At 47.6% G+C, this 20,102-nt stretch carries 15 protein-coding genes; 9 read left to right on the plus strand and 6 right to left on the minus strand.

What is annotated here, in order from left to right:
• Complete coding sequence (locus tag KME12_07540; protein MBW4487627.1) at positions 1 to 4,020, plus strand: amino acid adenylation domain-containing protein; 4,020 nt, start codon at positions 1 to 3, stop codon at positions 4,018 to 4,020.
• Positions 4,021 to 4,177: 157 nt separating this feature from the next.
• On the plus strand, positions 4,178 to 5,983 hold the full coding sequence (locus KME12_07545) for a PAS domain-containing protein (GenBank protein ID MBW4487628.1): 1,806 nt from the start codon (positions 4,178 to 4,180) through the stop codon (positions 5,981 to 5,983).
• Here the strand turns inward: KME12_07545 and KME12_07550 are convergent.
• Both KME12_07550 and KME12_07555 read right to left on the minus strand, forming a co-directional pair.
• Complete coding sequence (locus KME12_07550) at positions 5,980 to 6,453, minus strand: DUF4383 domain-containing protein (protein MBW4487629.1); 474 nt, start codon at positions 6,451 to 6,453, stop codon at positions 5,980 to 5,982. The two genes, KME12_07545 and KME12_07550, sit on opposite strands and share 4 nt — an antisense overlap.
• Before the next feature lie 306 nt (positions 6,454 to 6,759).
• Positions 6,760 to 8,058 (minus strand): peptidase S41, encoded by a 1,299-nt coding sequence (locus KME12_07555; protein ID MBW4487630.1) that lies wholly within the window; start codon positions 8,056 to 8,058, stop codon positions 6,760 to 6,762.
• 154 nt (positions 8,059 to 8,212) lie between these two features.
• Between KME12_07555 and KME12_07560 the strand changes: the two genes are divergently transcribed.
• Positions 8,213 to 8,581 carry a response regulator gene (locus KME12_07560; protein MBW4487631.1) on the plus strand — a complete coding sequence of 123 codons (369 nt, stop codon included), beginning with the start codon at positions 8,213 to 8,215 and terminating at the stop codon, positions 8,579 to 8,581.
• A 412-nt stretch (positions 8,582 to 8,993) separates the two neighbouring features.
• Positions 8,994 to 9,899, plus strand: a complete 906-nt coding sequence (locus KME12_07565) for a UTP--glucose-1-phosphate uridylyltransferase (GenBank protein ID MBW4487632.1) — start codon at positions 8,994 to 8,996, stop codon at positions 9,897 to 9,899.
• 17 nt (positions 9,900 to 9,916) lie between these two features.
• Here KME12_07565 and KME12_07570 read toward each other — a convergent pair whose 3' ends face one another.
• The 3 genes from KME12_07570 to KME12_07580 all read right to left on the minus strand — a co-directional run bounded on the left by KME12_07570 (position 9,917) and on the right by KME12_07580 (position 14,064).
• On the minus strand, positions 9,917 to 11,965 hold the full coding sequence (locus KME12_07570; protein MBW4487633.1) for a response regulator: 2,049 nt from the start codon (positions 11,963 to 11,965) through the stop codon (positions 9,917 to 9,919).
• A gap of 250 nt (positions 11,966 to 12,215) precedes the next feature.
• Positions 12,216 to 12,860, minus strand: a complete 645-nt coding sequence (locus KME12_07575) for a hypothetical protein (protein MBW4487634.1) — start codon at positions 12,858 to 12,860, stop codon at positions 12,216 to 12,218.
• 310 nt (positions 12,861 to 13,170) lie between these two features.
• Positions 13,171 to 14,064: a hypothetical protein gene (locus KME12_07580; protein ID MBW4487635.1), complete on the minus strand. Its 894-nt coding sequence runs from the start codon at positions 14,062 to 14,064 to the stop codon at positions 13,171 to 13,173.
• Positions 14,065 to 14,484: 420 nt separating this feature from the next.
• Between KME12_07580 and KME12_07585 the strand changes: the two genes are divergently transcribed.
• Positions 14,485 to 15,018 (plus strand): universal stress protein, encoded by a 534-nt coding sequence (locus tag KME12_07585; GenBank protein MBW4487636.1) that lies wholly within the window; start codon positions 14,485 to 14,487, stop codon positions 15,016 to 15,018.
• A 77-nt stretch (positions 15,019 to 15,095) separates the two neighbouring features.
• Here the strand turns inward: KME12_07585 and KME12_07590 are convergent, their stop codons facing one another.
• Positions 15,096 to 15,788: a Cof-type HAD-IIB family hydrolase gene (locus KME12_07590; protein ID MBW4487637.1), complete on the minus strand. Its 693-nt coding sequence runs from the start codon at positions 15,786 to 15,788 to the stop codon at positions 15,096 to 15,098.
• A gap of 201 nt (positions 15,789 to 15,989) precedes the next feature.
• Here KME12_07590 and rpsU point away from each other — a divergent pair, with 201 nt between their 5' ends.
• The 4 genes from rpsU to glgA all read left to right on the plus strand — a co-directional run bounded on the left by rpsU (position 15,990) and on the right by glgA (position 20,031).
• Positions 15,990 to 16,193, plus strand: coding sequence for a 30S ribosomal protein S21 (gene rpsU / locus KME12_07595; protein ID MBW4487638.1), 204 nt, complete (start codon positions 15,990 to 15,992; stop codon positions 16,191 to 16,193).
• 147 nt (positions 16,194 to 16,340) lie between these two features.
• Entirely contained in the window at positions 16,341 to 16,715 is a 375-nt protein-coding gene (locus KME12_07600) for a pentapeptide repeat-containing protein (protein MBW4487639.1), read from the plus strand.
• 955 nt (positions 16,716 to 17,670) lie between these two features.
• On the plus strand, positions 17,671 to 18,393 hold the full coding sequence (locus KME12_07605) for a response regulator transcription factor (protein ID MBW4487640.1): 723 nt from the start codon (positions 17,671 to 17,673) through the stop codon (positions 18,391 to 18,393).
• A gap of 153 nt (positions 18,394 to 18,546) precedes the next feature.
• Complete coding sequence (gene glgA / locus KME12_07610) at positions 18,547 to 20,031, plus strand: glycogen synthase GlgA (protein MBW4487641.1); 1,485 nt, start codon at positions 18,547 to 18,549, stop codon at positions 20,029 to 20,031.
• The last annotated feature ends 71 nt before the right edge of the window (positions 20,032 to 20,102 follow it).

A 20,102-nucleotide genomic window follows, 5' to 3' on the forward strand; every position in this document is an offset into this window, starting at 1 on the left:
GTGGTAGCCAGTCACAGCCAGGAAGAAGTGTTTATCTTTCCGGCGTCATTTGCTCAGCAGCGATTGTGGTTTTTGCACCAGTTGGTGCCAGAGAATCCTTTTTATAATGTCTCGGCGGTGATGCGCTTGCAAGGAGACTTACATTTAGGAGCCCTAGAGCAAGCTTTTCAGGAGATTGGGCAGCGCCATGAGGTTCTCCGGACAACGTTTGCCGTGGTGGAGGGAGAACTGGCTCAAATTATTAGCCCTGATTTCCATTTGCCTCTACCTGTAGTAAATTTACAAGCGACTCCCGCGATCGCGCGTACCGCAGCAGCCCAGAAAATTGCCCAAGAGACTGCCCGACGCTGCTTTGATCTCACACAGGGGCTGTTGTTCCGGGTACAGCTATTGCAGCTAGAGGCGGCGGACTATATCTTGCTGCTCAATCTCCATCATATTGTGGCGGATGGTTGGTCGATCGCTGTACTGATCCGAGAGTTGACTACGCTCTATCCTGCTTTTCTCAAGTGCCAACCATCTCCTTTACCAGAGTTACCCATTCAGTATGCTGACTTTGCCCATTGGCAGCGAGAGTATTTGCAAGGTGAGGTCTTGGCCTCTCAGCTATCCTACTGGCGACAACAGCTTCAAGATCTCCCTGAATTGCAGTTACCTACCGATCATCCCCGTCCAGTCACACCTAGTTATCGGGGTGCTGCCCAACAGCTAGAGCTATCACCTGAACTAACCTCAGCTTTAGAGAGCTTGAGCGATCGTGCGGGGGTATCCCTCTTTATGACGCTGCTCGCTGCATTTCAGACGCTGCTGTACCGTTATACGGGGCAAACAGATATCGTGGTGGGTTCTGCGATCGCCAACCGCAACCGCACTGAACTAGAGGATTTAATTGGATTCTTTGTTAACAGTTTAGTGTTACGAACCGATCTATCTGGTAATCCTACCTTTGAGGAGCTATTAGCACGAGTTTCTCACATGACATTGGCTGCCTATGCTCATCAGGAGGTGCCTTTTGAGAAATTAGTTGAGGAGTTGCAACCTGCACGTGACTTGAGTCGGAACCCGCTCTTTCAGGTGGTATTTACGCTCCAAAATACTCCAGTAGCCAAGCTAGAACTACCTGGACTCGTGCTGAGTAGCTGGCCCTTAGAAACAGAAACTGCTCGCGTTGATCTGGAATTTCATGTTTATAAATCTCTAGATCGGCTTACCTGTACCGCCATCTACAGCACTGATTTATTTGAACCAGCTACCATCACCCGCCTACTCGGACATTTCCAGACATTGCTGACAGAAATTGCCGCCTACCCGCAACAACCGATTGCCCGCCTATCCATTTTGTCTCCTCGCGAACATCATCAGCTCTTGGAAGAGTGGAACCAAACAGCGACTCACGATGTTGCTCCTCTCTGTGCTCACCAACTCTTTGAAGCTCAAGTGAGACAAACTCCAGAGGCGGTTGCTCTGATCTATCAAAATCAGCCCCTCACCTATCGATCGCTCAATCAACGAGCCAATCAACTGGCTCACTACTTGCAGCAGTTGGGTGTAAGCTCAGAAGTTTTGGTGGGTCTCTGTGTCGATCGCTCTCTAGAAATGGTAATCAGCCTATTAGCGATTTGGAAAGCGGGTGGTGCTTATTTGCCCCTCGACCCTACCTATCCCCGCGATCGCTTGCGGTTTATGTTCGCGGATGCTGAAGTTAAGATTTTAATTACGCAATCCTGCCATCTGCATTTGTTTGATAGTGAGTTGTTACAAGTAGTTTGTCTGGATCAGGAGCAGGGAGCGATCGCATCACAAAGCCCAGTTAACCCAACTGACCAGATTACGGTCAACAATTTGGCTTATGTCATCTATACTTCGGGTTCTACAGGTCAGCCCAAGGGTGTCTTAGTGGAACATCGAGGGCTGAGCAACTTGGTGGAGGCGCAAAGACAAATTTTTCGTCCTAAACTCGATAGCCGCGTTCTGCAATTTGCCTCCCTAAGCTTCGATGCTGCCATCTTCGAGATCCTGATGGCTTTGGCTAACGGAGCTACCCTCTACCTAGCACCTCAGACATCTTTGCTGCCTGGGCCAGACTTATGCCATTTTCTCCGTGATCATGCGATTACCCATGCCACCCTGCCTCCCAGCGTCTTATCTGTTTTATCCACAGAGTCTCTACCCGCTCTACAAGTGCTGATCTCGGCGGGAGAAGCTTGTTCTAGTAGCATTGTTAAACGTTGGGCGCAAGGACGGCGGTTCTTTAATGCTTATGGTCCCACCGAAGCGACTATTTGGGCTACTGTTGCTGAGTTGAGTGTAGATAACGCTAAACCTACCATCGGTCGTCCGATCGCCAATACTCAAATCTACATCCTAGATGCTAATCTCCAACCTGTTCCCATTGGTGTTGTCGGTGAGTTGTATATTGCTGGCATTGGCCTTGCCCGTGGCTACCTCAATCGCCCTAACCTCACGGCTGAGCGTTTTATTTCTCCTCCTCCCCTCTCCCCTCTCTCCTCTCTCCTCACCCACCTCTACAAATCTGGCGATCGCGCTCGGTATCTCCCTGACGGTAATATTGAGTTTTTGGGGCGAGCGGATACCCAGGTAAAGTTACGAGGCTTCCGGGTTGAGTTGGGTGAAATTGAAGCTGTGCTTCAGCAACATTCTGCGGTTCAAGCGGCAGTTGCGATCGCTCAAAAGGATAAGACATCCGGGGATCTGTGTTTAGTCGCTTATGTTGTTCCTCGTCAACAACAGTCTGTTGAAACAAGTGAGTTGCGAGAGTTCCTGCGATCGCGTCTCCCTCATTACTTAATTCCCTCAACATTTGTTCTGCTGCCAACTCTGCCGCTCACGCCGAACGGAAAAGTAGATCGTGCTGCTTTGCCAATGCCTGAACTCACCAATTCTAGGCAGAAGACGGCGATCGCTCCGCCTCGGACCCTAACAGAAGAGAAACTCGTTCAGATTTGGTCAGTGGTGTTGAACTTAGAGCAGGTTGGTATTGATGACAATTTCTTTGCGCTGGGGGGAGATTCGTTTTTAGCGCTGCGTCTGATGGATCAAGTTCAACAGCAGTTTGGGCAATCTCTACCTTTATCGACGCTGTTTCTGTCTCCAACAGTCGAGCAATTGGCAAAACAGCTAACTAAACCATTGACCCACCCAGAATCTCTAGTTTGGTCGCCTCTCGTGCCGCTGCAACCTGCGGGCGCTAAACCTCCCCTTTTCTGTATCCATCCTGTCATGGGGGTGGTGTTGCCTTATTATGAACTAGCTCGTCAGATCAGGACTGACCGTCCCTTTTATGGTCTGCAACCTCTGGGATTAGATGGGCAACATCCGCCGCTCAATAGTATTGAGGAGATGGCGAACTACTATATCAAGGCGATTCAAGTGGTTCAGCCCCAAGGCCCCTACTATTTAGGAGGGTGGTCGTTCGGAGGGTTGGTGGCTTTTGAAATGGCTCGACAACTACAGCAAGCAGGCTATGAAGTGGCGCTGTTAGCATTACTCGATACCCTCGCTCCCATCCCCAGCAACCAACCTTCTCTCTGGGAGAGTTTGCAATTTCTCATCACCACCGTACTGAAATCATTGCCATCCTTTGGTTGGGACTACTGCCGTCTTCTGTTCGCGGCTCTGATGGCGACTGTTGGGGTAGGGCGATCGCGCCCCAAACGCCTCCTCGCTCTGACAAAGACTGGTGAAGCGACTCCTACCTTGCTCCCGCCTAACTCGCAACTCCGACTGCTGAAAGAGTTAGCTCTGAGCCCCATGCTCCGCATCTTTTATGCCAACAGTCAGGCAGTGCAGCGCTACACACCTAAGATTTATTCGGGGCCAGTGACGCTGTTCAAAAGCTCAAAACCACCCAGCCAAGCTCTGCCAGATCAGGCTCTGGGTTGGCATAGTTTGACAACAGCCGAAGTGAGAATTCATGTGATTCCTGGGGATCACTTCTCTATCCTGAAGCAGCCCCATGTAGAGATTTTGGCTGAACAGTTGCGCCGTTACCTAAAGTAGTACCTTGCACTCACCGGGCTTAATTAAACATAACCGTTCGCTGAGCTACGAGTGAGCCTTAAGAGCTAAGGTTAAATTAGAAGCTTCGAATTAGAATATTAGGAGTTTCATGTGCTCAGACTTGATAGCTCCATTAGAAAAAAGTATCTGGGGATACATGAATTTAAATCAGTTTATCAAGGAAATTGAGCTGTTAAGACAATCCAGTAGCAATCTGACTAAAACGAACGCCCCAGAACACTTAGATTCTTTATTGACCTATGAACAACTCATTACTGCTCTAGAAGAATTGCAAGTTGCTGAAGAGGAACTGCGGCAGCAAAATGAAGAGTTGCAACTGACACACCGTTTAATTAACGAAGAACGCCGACGGTATCAAGAGCTATTTGAATTTGCTCCAGATGGGTATATTGTCACGGATGCCTATGGCCAAATTCAAGAAGTTAATCAAGCTGCGATCGCGCTGCTCAATTTGCCTAAAGCATTTCTCATCGGTAAGCCTCTGGTTATCTTTGTAGACGATCCAGAGCGAAAAACTTTCCGTTTGCAGTTGCTACGGCTACATCAGGAGCATTGGTCGCAAGAGTTGGAGATTCGCCTGAAACCTCGCCAAGCACCACCCTTAGATGTGTCGGTAACAGTTGCAGTCGTTCGAGACTCGCAGGGAAAGCCCAGCACGCTACGCTGGCAACTGCGCGATAGTACGGCTCGTAAACAGGCTGAGAGGCAAGTTCAGAGTCTCAATGCCGAACTCATACAGCGATCGCTCTTTGAATCCACCTTGAGACAAATTCGGGACAAAGTGCGGGAGAGCTTAGATGAAGGGCAGATTTTGCAAACCGTGGTGCGGGAGTTGGCCTTGGGGCTGAAATTGCTCTCCTGTGATACCGCTGTGTATGACTTACAAACGGATACTTCTACCATTCGTTATCAATACACGGTTCCTGGAGCCTCAGTACCCTCAGCCTCAGGTCAAGTGGTACCGATGGCAAAGTTTCCGGAGGGATACACCCAACTGCGACAGGCTCAAACCTTTCAGTTTTGTGAAGTCACGACTGATCCCACTCGTAGCCAAGTCACGATTCTAGCTTGTCCCATTGCCGACCATGAGGGAGTCATTGGCGATCTTTGGTGTTTTAGCGAGAGCGAACGAGCATTGCAGGAAGCTGAGATTTACTTAGTACAGCAGGTCGCTAACCAATGTGCTATTGCTATTCGTCAGGCGCGGCTCTACCAAACGGCTCAAGCTCAGGTTGAGGAACTGGCGAAACTCAATCTGCTCAAGGATGATTTCTTGAGTACGGTTTCTCACGAACTCCGCACTCCTTTAACAAATATCAAGATGGCGTCTCAACTGCTCCAAATTGCCACTACCCCTGAACAACGGGGAAAATATCTGAAAATCTTGCAGGGAGAATGCGATCGCGAAGTGACTCTAATTAATGATCTACTAGACTTACAGCGTCTAGAGAGCAACCTCTATAGCAACTTTGTACCGGAAGCGATCGATCTCCCTATCTGGCTTCCTAACCTGATAACCCCCCTTCAACTGAAGGCTAAAGCGCACCAACAAAGCCTTCAGTTAGATCTCTCCGCGTCATTGCCAGTTCTTGTGATTGACCAAGGTAGCTTAGAGCGGTTGCTAGTAGAACTGCTGCACAACGCCTATAAGTACACAGTGGCAGGGGGAGAGATTATTCTGCAAGTTCGAGCAACTAATGCCACAACTACCTTCACGGTGCGCAATCAAGCAGAAATTCCTGCTGAGCAACTCCCTCAAATTTTTGAAAAGTTTTACCGCATTCCTCACGCTGACCCTTGGAAGCAGGGAGGAACAGGATTAGGCTTATCTCTGGTTAAGCGTTTAGTAGAGCAGCTCCAAGGAAGGCTGGAGGTGGAGAGTGGGGATGGCTGGACGACCTTTACGGTGCAACTGCCCAATCACCCCAAGGGGAATCGTTAATCGCTGCTCATACTTCTCTCAGATAGTTTTTTCTCGGTGAGTTCTGCTAAATCGGGTGTGGCGATGAAGCCAAAGTAGGTTGCGATCGCAGCGGTAGATGCATGCAGCCAAACGTCATTACCAAAGATGGGAATAAAGCCCAAAGTGGATTGAGTGGCGGGAAATAGCCCTAGGATAGTTAGCAGTCCGTAGAAGAGGGCTAATGCTCCACTATAGAGTCGGGAGCTGCCTAAGGAGATAGAAGCCAGAATTCCTAGAAATCCTACACTCAGGTGAACAATGTTGTGTAGGGTATTGATGGGGAACAAACCCAGTAGATACCCATATCCGGTTGTAAAACCGAGATTTGCTGCATCAGCGGATACTGTAGGGTCTTTCACTAAGGCTGGGATAAATCCCATAATACCGATTAGCAGAAAGATGATGCCTATAGCTAAGGCGAAATACTGTCCTGGTTTCTTATTCTTCACTGTTGAGCTTCCTGTTGTCTAAACTTGTCTAGATGTCTAGAACTGTTCCAAAGAGATGCAAAAGTCGCAAAGTCTTTGGTTAAGTTTAATTGCCAAATTCCTATTGATCCTCTTCTTAAGGCTTGTTCGAATGTATCAAGGCACTGTGTTAAACAATACGCCTTGGATATTTCAAATAGCAATCCTAAATGGATTGGAAACAGGGGGTGGGGGCTTCGCCCCTACGCAAGGGTTTTACCCCTGCACCCCATTGAAGAACCAAAAAGGATTGCTATAGATAAAGGATATACAGGAGGATGCTGATTCTTAACCCTGACCATCAGTGACGATGAGCTTTCGCAGCAAAACTTCGATCGCCTTCTGTTTCTGAGGGTCTGCGCCTTGAGCATAAGCTAACTGAAACGGCACCTCTATGTCTGGCTGCACACCTTTTCCTTCTAGCCGCTCTCCATTGATCAAAACATCTACCACTGCTAAGTAGAGCAGGCTGCCATCTTGCATTAAAAAAGCGCGACCTCCCACCACCGCTCCTGGGGTTTTGCTACCAATTACAGGTCCAATATTGTACTGCTGGAAGCCATAGGCCAAAATCTCTTTGCCACTCCTAGATCCTTGGTTTACCAACATGACCACTGGTTTATGCCAGCGATAATCTAGGTCTGTTTTAGTGCCATTCCGCTCGATCTGAGTCAGCGTTGGAGACTTACCAGTAAAGAAGTTGAGATATTCGGGGATAGCTCCACCCCAACCACCTCGCAGATCTAAGATCAAGGCATCTGCGGTTCTTAAATTGCCATAAATCAGCGATCGCTCTAGTTGCTCTTGGTAGCGATCGCCCGCATAAGACCAAATATGCACATAGCCGATCCGCTTACCACCTTCCTCAATTACCTCGGTACTTGCTTGCATCGCCTCTAGAAAGAGCTGCGTAGGATCGAGTTGCTTGGGAGTGACGGCGATCGTTTGGATGCTGGCTGAGTCTGGGGTGCGCTGAATCGAGATTTTAACTGCCTGACCTACCTTCCCCACAAAAGATTGAATCGGTTGATATGGCTTGTCTTCAGTACTCAGTAAGCGATCGCCCACTCGCAGTCCTGCTTTCTCGGCTGGGCTACCATTTAAGATGGCGCTGATAAAAGTTTGGCCGTTTATCTCTTGGGTGAAGATACCAATTCCAGGGTATTCCACCTTGCCGTCTGGAAAAAACTTTCTCAGTTGCCGCCACAAAGCATCAGATTTAAAGATGCCTAAGAGTTGGTAGTAGGCTGGCTCTGAGTTGGTATAGAAGCGAGTGTGGGAAGTTTGCAACTCAGACAGCATCTGATTAATAATGTCAGCGGCTGCCTCCATAGAGTGGGCTTGGGCTATTAAGGGTCTGTACTTGCTGCGAGTCGCTTTCCAGTCTATGCCATTAAACTTTGGATCAAAAAAGTGCTCATTTACGGTTTGCCAAGCTTGCTCAAATACAACGCTTTTGGGCTCTGCCAGTTTCGAAACGGCTGGCAAGACAAGTAAGGAGATTAAAAGCAACCCTGCTAGACTAGCAACGAGCAAAACCAACCAGCGGTTTAAGTTTTTGAGCGATTTTTTAGTGAAGCTAAACATTGGGAAAAAGAACTTCCACAAATATGTTGTATTTAAGCTTTGTCGAATTCGTTAATATTGCTTGCCTCAAGCGAGCGCGGCTCAAATTAGTTGGAAACGCTTTCCTTTAAAGATAGTAGAGAATACATACTAACCCCGCTTTTGGATCGAATTTATGGGCAAGCGAATTCTTCTGGTAGAAGATAACGAAATCCATCGTCTGTTCACGCAAGACTTTTTGGAGTCGCGAGGCTATCAAGTCTTGAGTCTCTGTGATGGCATCAATTTTTTGGAGACGGTTACAGAATTTCAGCCTGACTTACTGCTCCTAGATCTCAAACTGCCTCAAGTCGATGGCTTCACCTTGCTACAAGAACTTCAGCGATCGCAATGGCATGCTCTACCTGTGGTGGTGGTGACCGCCTACGCCTTTCATCGGGAGAAACAGAGAGCTTTAAGTATGGGAGTGCGATCCTACTTAACTAAGCCGATTCGGCTGGAAGCAATGGCTCAAGCGATCGAGGCGGAACTGAGCCTTAACTAACTGTACTAAGGTTGCTCTTCGCCATTGAACCACATCCTTTTCGCAGAGGTGGGACTTCTGCCTCTCCACTTCTCAATCTAGTCGAATATGAACTATCTATAGGTATAAAATGAAGCCTATCTAAAGGTGGGAATAGGAATATTCTCTGAACGTCACTTTAGATACAAGACAAGCAGCTTTAAAGAGGATAAGTTTTAGACATGTTTATATTCCTCAACGAGAGTCTTTAACTGCGTGTTAAAGGCTCTTTTACTGTTCTACTCTAACTATTTGCAAACCCTTGTAAAGGGGAAGTTCTCAAAGGAAGGCCCAAAGGAATGCCCAGTTAGGTAAGACTGAGCTTGGTGATGGAGATTGTAGAAGTGGCCGATCTCATATCACTATCTTTTTTATAGGTAAAATATCTGAGGCTATGATGTTGTCTCCAGGCTCTGTCAAATCTTCTGTTCGTAAGGCTGTGATTCCTGCTGCTGGCTTTGGTACACGCCTCTTTCCGGCGACTAAAGCAGTCAAAAAGGAAATGTTTCCGATCATTGATTCTGAGGGACGCGCCAAGCCTGTGATTCTGGCGATCGCGGAAGAAGCTCTCAGTGCTGGAATTGAGTCGGTGGGGATTGTGGTGCAACCCAGCGATCGCGACCTATTTGAAAACTTCTTCAAAACATTACCGGAAGGAGATTATCTTCAAAAGCTAGCGGCTAAGCAGGGAGACTATCTGGAGTATCTCCGGGAGGTCGGGGAGCGAGTTACCATTTTGACCCAGGATACCCAGGAAGGCTTTGGTCATGCCGTCTTCTGTGCCAAAGACTGGGTAGGAGATGAACCTTTTCTGTTGCTCCTAGGCGATCATGTTTACAAATCTGACCAAGAAATTTCTTGTGCAGCTCAGATGTTAGAGGTGTTCGAGCGCTGTGGCAAAAGCGTTGTTAGCTTGGAGGTAACTCCAGCCGCTGAGATTAGTCATAGAGGCTGTGTGACAGGCACCTGGCAGGAACCAAATGTGCTGTTAGATGTGACTCGACTCGTAGAAAAGCCAGAAGTGGAGTATGCCATTCAACACTTACATATATCGGGTATGCCTCCTGATCAACTCTTGTCGATCTTTGGGATGTATGTGCTCTCACCCCAAATTTTTGACTGTTTGGCAGAGCAAATTCGACGCAATCTCCGCGATCGCAATGAGTTTCAGCTCACTTCTGGTTTAGAGCAGTTACGGCAAGAGTTAGGGATGATGGGATATCTGGTCGAAGGGCGATCGTTTGACACAGGCTTACCCGATGCCTATCGCCAAGCTTTGATTGAGTTTCGGCAAGCCTAATTCCTTAGCCTGGATGCCTAATGGGTTGGCAAAGGAAATTCAATGCTGAAGGTGGTTTGCGTGGCTGCACTCGCGACATGGATGGTGGCTCCCAAGCGCTCGATCCGTTTTTTCACTAAGGCTAATCCTAAGCCAGTCCCACTATACTTCCACGGATCATTGTTAGGGATGCGGTAGAACTTATCAAAAATGCGATCGCACTCTTCCGCTGGGATCTCGACTCCGGAATTAGTCACATGTAACTGGATTCGATCGAGAGTGGCATCGGCTGAGATCTTAATTTGCTCCCCCGCAGGAGTGTACTTACAAGCATTGCCGAGCAACTCAGACAAGACTCGCTCTAAATCAATCAGGTCAGTTGTGAGAGCAGGGAGATCTCCCGGAATCTCTACTTGCAAATCCTGATCGTGGCTGCGAGCCCGCTCTATAAAAGATTCTGCTACATGGGGCACCCAACTCGTGAGTTCAATTTTAGTTAATAGGAGAGGTTCCGCTTCCGTATCGAGGCGAGATAGATCGAGCAGGTCGTTAATTAAACTAATTTCTTGTTCGCATTCACTTTGCAAAACGGAGAAGTAACGCTCCAAATCTTCTGCTTCTACTTTTGGTATCTCTACTTGTGCCAAAGTCATCTTCAGCAGCTGAATTGCCATTTTGATGTTGGAGATGGGGGTGCGCAACTCGTGAGAGATTGTACTTAAGAAATCATCTTTGAGACGATTGAGTTTCTCTAGAACTGTCACTTGAGCTTGAGCAGCTTGGAACAGACGAGCCTGACGAATCGCGATCGCGCACTGGTTAGCTACCTGCTGCACGAGATGCACTTCTAAATCTCTAAAGACATAATCTTTGTCGTTAATTAAACGTAGATCACCCAACACACCTTGGTCATCCATGATCGCGCAAGCCAACATAGCTACTTTGCCTTGAATAGGGTGGGGAGCTATGTTACAGAGCTGGAGCGACTGTCCTTGTTGGAGTTGCTGGTATTCAAAGGAGTGAGCCATCTCTAAGACATGACCCTGTTCGGAAAACATCGATCCGGTGTACTCATAAGCGATCGTGGCAGTTTGTTGTGCTAAGTCGTACAAAGCGGCTTGACAACGGCTGACCCCCAACACTAGAGCCAGTTCTTGCACCACACTGGTCAAGATTTGGGCTTCATCTAAACTGTCGCGCAGCTTATTGGTAATGCGCTTGAGCATGGCATTGAAGTCGAGGGCTTGTTGCAACTGAGCTGTATATTGGCGTAGCGATCGCTCGGCTTGCTTGCGCTGGGTAATGTCATGAAAAATGCAGTGAATTGCCGTGAGTTGATTGGCCTCAAAGCGACTGCTCAATGTTCCTTCAACCGTGACTTCTCGCCCGTCTTTGCTGAGAAAGGTGATTTCTAGCGTACGACTGGCAGGTTTGGCTTGTACCCAATAAATCGTCTCTAGCCATCGTCCCCGACTTTGAGGATGCACAATCTCAATGGCTAAGTGGTTGAGTTCGTCTTCGTTGTAGCCCAAAGTATGCTTCCAGGCTGGGTTGACGTAAAGCAACTCGCCTGTGGGAGACATGATGTGAATCAAATCATTGGCATAGTCTAAGAAGTCTTGCAGTCGTGCTTGGTTGCTACGTAATTCGGCATTGAGAACTTCTAGTTGATCAGCTTGGCGTTGAATCTCAGCCGTTTTTTGAAACAGGTCTACGAAGGCAGCCACCTTACAGAGGAGGATTTCTGGCTCAATCGGTTTGAACAAGTAATCAACTGCACCGACAGAATAGCCTTTGTAAACCCACTGGTCGCTATTATGAAAGGCCGTCATGAAAATAATGGGCACATGACGCGAGCGATCGCGACTACGAATCAGAGTCGCTGTCTCCAACCCATCCATTCCTGGCATTTGGACATCGAGCAAAATGACAGCAAAATCTTGATGTAGCAGACGTTTTAAGGCTTCCTTGCCAGAAGAGGCTCGCACCAGATTCTGCCCCAAGCTTGCCAGAATTCCTTCTAGTGCCAGCAGGTTTTCCGAGTGGTCATCGACCAGAAGAATGTTAACTAGAGGCTTGTTCTGCATGATCCTATTGCAACCCAGGGCAATAATCCAACAACCGCATAGCTCTATATGGCTAACTACGTGGCTAACTATATGGCTAGCTACAAGGAGTTTTAGAGCATCTGTAACAACTGACTCCAAACTCCAAGGCAGTTAAATTGTCGGTTCCTTAGTTTAGTGACCCTAGTCTAATGCATGGTGCTAGGAAGCCACAGCCTCAAGGGGTAGATAAGCCCTACCCACACTAACGTCGGCTGCAACAGGTAAGGAATTATTTATCGAAGGAAAACTGGAAGGGGCCGAGGCCAATGGAGGTGGATTTGGCAGCTTCTTGCACTGCTTCCTTGACGGTGGGTAAGTCAACGAAGCGAATGGGATGAGGTGAGCTGAGCCTAATTTTGCCAGAAAGTTCTACCTCTTCACCCGCAGCCAATAACAAGCGCAAGCTATAGGAATCCTCTCGGTTAAAGGGAATGAGAACCACATCAAGCGTGGGTTGAGGCTCTGCGAAGGTCAGGGGGGTGAGTTGCTTAACTTGGTGATCCCGATCGGGCGATCGCACTTCAACATGCACCATTCCATCCTCGGCATTGGGTTCATCTAAAGAAATTCCTAGCTTAAGCTCTTCAAAGTCTTGATGGCTTTGGTTCTCTAGATGAATCTGTACTACACGCAAGGTGTTATAAGGGTACTCCTTAGAGCCATCCGAAACCCGAAGTTGAGCCCGTGAGTACGACGAATCCAGGGGATCTTGGAATCTGGGGGGCGTTTCTACTCGTTGCGCGATCGCGGGTTTCCGATTCCGATAGGCCGAAATTGCCCCGTAGATCAGTGCCCCTAGTATGCCACTACCGACCAGGGCGCTCACGATGATGAGAATAGTCAGCCAATGGAGATTAAATAGAAAATCTAACATCTTCTAAAATTCAGGTAACTATATCATCCACGTTCACTTTAAAGCCAGAAAAGTAAAAACCTGGGCCACTTCCATACTAATCAAGTCGTGATCCGGGAGTGATCTGGGTGTGATCGCGATCGCTCTTTAGCAAGGTATTGGAGCGGCCAGGATTTTATCGGTTTACAACATGGCTTTCATTTTGCAAGTATCGGGATTTGTCAGTATAGGGATGCCTAAGCTTGGCAGGCTTCTGACGTAGGACTGGAGTTCCTATGAAGCTACCTTGTAAAGCTAACTACAGGCTTGTAGATGAGTTGGGGACACTTAACTAACCTGGGTGGTTATTGTTGTTTGCATCCCCTTCTGAACGATGAGCCGATTGACGATGTGATAACTTGCGGCTGGGGGCTGGCTGTTGCCAAATGCCACTATAGATTCGCCAAATGGTCCAGAAGAAGGTGATGACGATTAGGGCAAAGGCTTCAGGCCGCTTGAGTATTGCTTGAACCTCGGAGTCGCTGGCGATCGCCTGACTGGTATCACTGACTGAGTGATCTGCGACTGAGCGATCTGGCTGCTCTGGTTTTGTCTCCTCAGCCTGCATCCTGACTGAGTGTTCAGGCTCTTGTGTGTCTTCTTGAGCCGAGGATGTCTTTGGAATGACGGCTACCTCTGTGGGCTGTTCTGGTTCTAGTTTTAGTTCTGGTTCTGGCTCCGCGATCGCAGGTTCTCTGGGTTCTAGTTCTTCGGGCTCATTTTTCAGCTTAGGCTGCTCATCCAATAACTCTACCGACTCTACAGAAGTTGCTGTATCGAGTTTGGATTCGTCAGGCTCTACTTCCGTTGCGGTTTCATCAGATACGGCCCCACCCGACTGAGGAGTAATTTCTGGTGTAGTGGCCTCTGGTGTAATGGCTTCTGGCGTATGGGCTTCTGGCGTATGGGCTTCAGCGATATGGAGGGTCTCTGCTGTTCCAGTCGCTAACTCACTTAGCTGATCCTCTAGGAATGAGGTTATCAGGAGCGGTGCCATTAGCTCGTTACTAGCAGTTTTGGGTTCATGCTGCCCTCGCCCAGATTCCTCAGCAAAATGGTCAAACTGTGGTTGCAACTGCGGCTGTACTACCCTCTGCTCTTCTGATTCATGCTGGGCCAAATTAGGTTCCTGCTTGTCACCCAAAGCACGAATAGTTGATAGGAGTTTTTTGTGTTTGCGGGCCATGATTACGGTTCTCAGAGTTAGTTCTATTCGTCCCGACCCATTAGGGTGGTTGATAAAACTATTTTCCTCTGAAGATGCCCCCCTATCACATGTACTAACAGGCAGACCTTGAATTGATCCCTAGGGTGATTCCAGCAGATTTAGCCTGTTTGTTAAACCCTGATTCAGTAGTTGCATGTAGTTGAATACAGCCCTTGAACTATGAGCCAGAGTGATTTCAGTCCAGGTTTGAGGATCGCTACCTCGTTACAGCCGCACCCCCGCTATTCTAACGACTAGGATCAACTACTAAGAATTAGAAAAGTTGGGCTTGCAGGAAAATAATTTGGTTTACAGTGGGGTTAAATGCTGCGCTGCTCTCAGGTTTGATATCGTCTCAACGATTGTCCCCACATCGCTACAAGTCGGGAGAGAAAATTTATGTTTCGTAGAATTCTAGTTGCGATCGACCATTCCAGTATTAGTAAACAAGCCTTTGAACAAGCTTTAGCTTTAGCCAAACTGACAGAAGCTAACTTGATGTTGCTGCACGTCCTCTCCTATGAAGAAGAAGGAAGCCCTAGAATCCCTGTGCTCACAGGGCTTGACTCCTACCCCGGTATGATCCGCATGCAGGCTCTAGAACTGTATCAACAACAGTGGCAAAACTATGAAAGCCAAGGGCTGGCTATGCTGCGATCGCGGGCACAAGAAGCGGCTGATGCAGGAGTGCGAGTAGAGTTTACTCAAAGCCCTGGCAGTCCGGGTCGAGCTATTTGTGACCTAGCTCAAACTTGGGGAGCAGATTTAGTTTTAGTGGGGCGTCGGGGCCGATCGGGCTTGAGCGAATTGTTTTTGGGCAGCGTCAGTAATTATGTGCTGCACCATGCCCCTTGTTCGGTACTCATTGCCCATAGAACTGCAACACACAGCCCAGAAGCAGTATCTCCCGCTCAGGTAGGAGTGGTGTCTTAAACTTGTGTTTTGAGATAGGAAATTTCTCGCTTAAGTGAGTCTAAGTAGGCAGAGCCTAAGGGTGGGCGATCGCAGCTTTATGGCGATCGCTGGGGCATCTCGTCTAAGCCAGAGGTCAGTAGCTGATCAATCACCTCAACGACTCCATCGCCTCGACTGCCTTGGGTCACCCAATGGGCTCGTGCTTTTACCTCTGGTAGTGCATTAGCCACCGCTACCGAAAGTCCACAGATGTCTAGAAAAGCGTGATCATTCTCTGCATCACCAAACCCAATCACGTCTTGTAGAGATAGCTCCATGCGTTGGAGTGCGGCCTTCAGTCCTACTGCTTTATCTAGATCAGCAGGCAGAACCATCACTGCGTCTTTATTCAAAATTATCTGTAACTCTAAATCTAAATCTTTGATCGTTGCCAATACTGCGGCTTCATGCGGTTGCCACGTTGCGACAATCACGCGACCTACTGTTAAAGGTTCAACTTGGCGCTTTTGGAGAGCTTGGATGAACGCTTCTGGCGGGCGATCGCCCAACAATTGCTCCTCGCGAGTGCTAGGCCAATACAGCAAAGCTCCGTTTTCTGCCACAATACAATCGAACCAGTCTATCTGCGGCAGCACCTGAAAGAGGTCATCTAAATGTCTCCCTGTAACCAAAATTAGTTTGCGGCCAGACTTCTGGAGTCGTTGCAACGCAGCCAGAGTGGTTTCACTGACTTGACCATTTGTTGCTAGGGTGCCATCGTAATCTGAAGCAATTGCTAAATAACGCATTTTCCTCTACATCACTCGTAACTCAACTACGTAATTTGTGACAATAGTCTTGACGAAAGACAATTAGCTAATTATTGCTTAACTCAATCCTGTGCTAGCCTGAGAACAAGGATTATTTTCGGCTGTGTAATTCGTTTTGTTACAAGCGTTTCTCCGAATCTAACTCTCTGCACCTTTTGATTCTGGAGATGCTTCAACCGAATGGCCCAGATAATTCTGAATGAACATGAAGGAATTGAGGCAGCAATCCATCGATTCAAGCGGGAAGTTTCGCAGGCAAAAATTTTCCCCGATACAAAGCAGCATCGTCATCTAGAAACGCCTAGCGTAGAAACGCCGAGCGAAAAACACATAGGCAAAGCCATTGCCAAGCCTAGACAGCCGAAAAAATATTCTCGTCATTAAACTTAAGACTCACTTGATCGATTCAGCACCGAGTCGCTCTAAAACTTCAGCCTTCACCGTTCTAAAGCTGGGCTTCAGAGCTGCAATCAAAGCTGGAATCCGATACTCCTTCTCTTTGTAATCTCCTACTACCTCCTAAAGACTCTTATGAATACCAAAGAACTCCAAAGCCGCTACTCAGCTGGTCAAAGGGACTTCAGAAACCTAAATCTGATGGCTGCGAATCTGAGAAATCTCAACTTCAGTGGGGCTAATTTTACTGGGTCCAATTTCCGAGGCGCTAACCTAACTAGCACCAATTTGAGTCAAGCCAATCTGACTGATGTCAATTTCACGGGAGCCAACTTAACCAAAACCAATCTAACCAGAGCCAACTTAAAGAACGCGAATCTGACTCATGTCGATCTCACGGACACAAATCTGAATCATGCTTACCTGTCTGATGCCATCATGCCTGATGCAGCTGGGGTGAAGGTAGGCTCTGGTAGTGGTGCTGTGGCTCTGTCTCAAGATGTGATGTAGCTAGATATTAGCTAGCTTACTTGTATCCTATTTGCGCCAAATCTTTACTCTAGGCAAGTTTCTTCTTTGAGGAGAGTGGGTAAAGGAACTCTTCGCCGCGCAGGTAGGCATCAAATTCCTCTTCAAATCGGCTCCAACTGGTCGCGATCGAACGCTGCAAGCGGCAGGCTGGAGCTTTTTAGAAGAGGGGGGACGTTATTTAATCTGGATCTTTAGCGCTGGGTGTAACTCTTCAAATACATCCGTTTTTGTGCCCCTATCTTTCAGCATTAAGTTCAGCATTAAAAAGTCTGGTTGGCTTTTCAGTTTCATCCAAGGCTTTAGGACTCCATGCGGTCGTACAACAATGTGACGGTGCGATCGCCATCCATGCTCTTATCCTTAAGCATGCGAGTCGGGAACATAGATTTATATAAATTCAGAAGATTGCCCTGACTTGAGTACAGCAACTACTCAAAGTCATAAGTCACCAGCGAGCTCATCAATGAATCGTAGTCTTGAAGATTAGATGAAGTAGAGCTTCAGTAGTATTACGGCTAACTAAGGGTTGTATTCAGTTAATTTCGCCTTGGTTATCCACGAGCTGTTCTAAAAACCGTAAAAATCCTTACAGCTTTCATGAGTGAAGTAGCAATTTAATGAATTTAGCCTAGTAAAAATCCTTAGAAGTTCTAGAACTAGGATTGCGCTTAGAGCTGCGCAAGAAGACAAACACTACAAAACGGGTTTAGAGTTAGTGAGCTTTGTCAAGATTTCGACTATAGTGGAAAGTCCTAGAATTGAGACTGGGTGGTAATTTCAGAATTGCGATCGCAATTTTTGCCCTCTAGTACCTTCGGTGGTACTGATCTAAGTTGTATTTTTCTAGACGGGCACTTTTGGACTGTTCAAAACGTCTTCATAAAAGCTTTGTTGAATCAACTCTATCCTTGTCAGGCAATGCCAAAGGTTACAAATGAGTGAAATTCGTGTAGCCCTAATTGAATCTCAAGACCTCAGTCGGTATGGGATGCAAGCGGCTTTAGGACAAAGTGATCTGATTACCGTTGTAGGTGAGGCAACCAAGGGCCAAGAAGGTCTAGAACTATTGCAGCAAACTCAGCCCGATTTAGTAATTATTGATCTGGATTTGCCTGATATCAGTGGAATTGAGGTAATTCAGCAGATTAAAAATCCAGATTCTGAAGCTGAATCCGTCGATCTTAAAGTTTTGATTTTTAGCACTCAAGCCGATAAAAAACTGGTCATGCAAGCCTTTGCTGCAGGTGCAGATTCCTACTGCTTAAAAGACAGAACCAATCACCAGGATTTGTTAGAGGCGATTGAGGCGACTTACCGAGGCAATTCTTGGCTTGACCCTGCGATCGCCCGAATTGTGCTGTCCCATTATCAACAAACGATTGAGCAAGAGGCTATCAACTCCAACACGGCATCCGTGAGCATTGAATCGATTGATCCAGAAGTGGTACCCATTTTGGGAGCCGATCCTTTAACGAAGCGGGAGTTAGAAATCCTGGAGTTAATTGTGGGGGGAAACAAAAACGAAGAGATTAGTCAAAAGCTCTATATCACCCTAGACACGGTAAAAACTCATGTCCGTAATATCCTCAACAAAATGGGAGCGAGCGATCGCACTCATGCAGCGGTTTTAGGGTTACGTTCAGGGCTGATAAATTAAGCGATCGCTAGGTGACGCTCTGCGACTTTCTTCATCAACATCACCTGATGTGCTGATCTAAGGTTTATGCCGAATGATGGGGTTGCCCCTTCGCAAGAAATAAATATACTTTTGTGAATATAGCAAAACCCGTTTGATCAGCGAGGAGTAAAGATGTACATCGTACAAATTGCCTCTGAGTGCGCTCCAGTCATCAAAGCCGGAGGCTTGGGCGATGTGGTTTACGGACTCAGCCGCGAATTAGAAACGCGAGGACATTGCGTTGAGCTGATTCTGCCGAACTATGATTGCATGCGCTATGACCACATTTGGGGCTTGCATGATGCCTACCGCGATCTGTGGGTGCCCTGGTTTGGTGGCACAATTCACTGCTCGGTTTACTGTGGCTGGGTGCATGGGCGATTGTGCTTCTTTATCGAGCCTCATTCTCGCGATGATTTCTTTAACCGTGGTTGCTACTATGGTTGCCACGACGACACCATGCGCTTTGCCTTTTTTAGCAAGGCTGCTCTAGAATTTTTGCAACAGAGTAACAAGCGTCCTGATGTCATCCACTGCCATGACTGGCAGACTGGCTTAGTTCCCGTCATGCTATTTGAAAACTACAAGTATGAAATGGGACTCCAGCGGGTTTGTTACACCATCCATAACTTCAAGCACCAGGGCTTTGCTGGCAACGAGATTCTTTGGGCCACTGGACTCAACAACGAACCTTACTATTTCCAACCCGATCGCCTGCAAGACAACTTCAGCCCCTTCGCCTTGAACTTAATGAAAGGGGGGATTGTTTATGCCAATGCCGTCACCACAGTTTCACCTCACCATGCTTGGGAAGCGTGTCATACCGATGTCGGGTCTGGTCTAGGCCATACGTTGCATGTGCATCAGGATAAATTTACCGGAATTCTCAACGGTATTGATCTAGACTTCTGGAGTCCTGAGGGCGATCGCTATATTCCGCACCACTACACCAAGGACAACCTAGAAGGCAAAGCCCAGAATAAGAAAGCGTTGCGCGATCGCCTACTGCTGCAAGATGTAGACAAACCGATCATTGCTTATATTGGCCGATTAGATGGGCAAAAAGGCGTTCATCTAGTGCATCATGCCATTTACCACGCTATCCACAATGACGCTCAATTTGTCCTGTTAGGCTCTGCTACCGAAGCGGGAATCAATGCCAACTTCCAGCACGAAAAGAGCTTCTTGAATGACCATCCGGATGTGCATCTGGAACTGGGCTTTAACGAAGAACTATCGCACCTGATTTACGCTGGGGCGGATATGATTTTGGTGCCGAGCAACTACGAACCCTGCGGCTTGACTCAAATGATTGGCTTGAAGTATGGCACAGTCCCAATTGTCCGGAGTGTGGGGGGACTGGTGAATACTGTGTTTGACCGCGACTACGACTCCAATCATCTGCCCGAAATGCGCAACGGTTATGTCTTCTATGACTCTGACTATCAAGCGCTAGAATCAACTATGAATCGGGCTTTGGGACTGTGGCGGGATTACCCCAAAGAGTTCCAACGACTAGTGAAGCAGGGCATGGAGTACGACTACTCTTGGAACCATCCGGGTAAGGATTACATCGAAATTTACGATCGCATCCGCCACAAGCCAGCCGTCGTATAGTTTCAGACCATCCACCATCCACTAACTCTTAGGGTGCATTGCGGTGGTGTGCCCTAAAATGTTTTTAGACG

The sequence above is a fragment of the Trichocoleus desertorum ATA4-8-CV12 genome, assembly GCA_019358975.1.
GTDB classification, from domain to species: Bacteria; Cyanobacteriota; Cyanobacteriia; order FACHB-46; family FACHB-46; genus Trichocoleus; species Trichocoleus desertorum_A.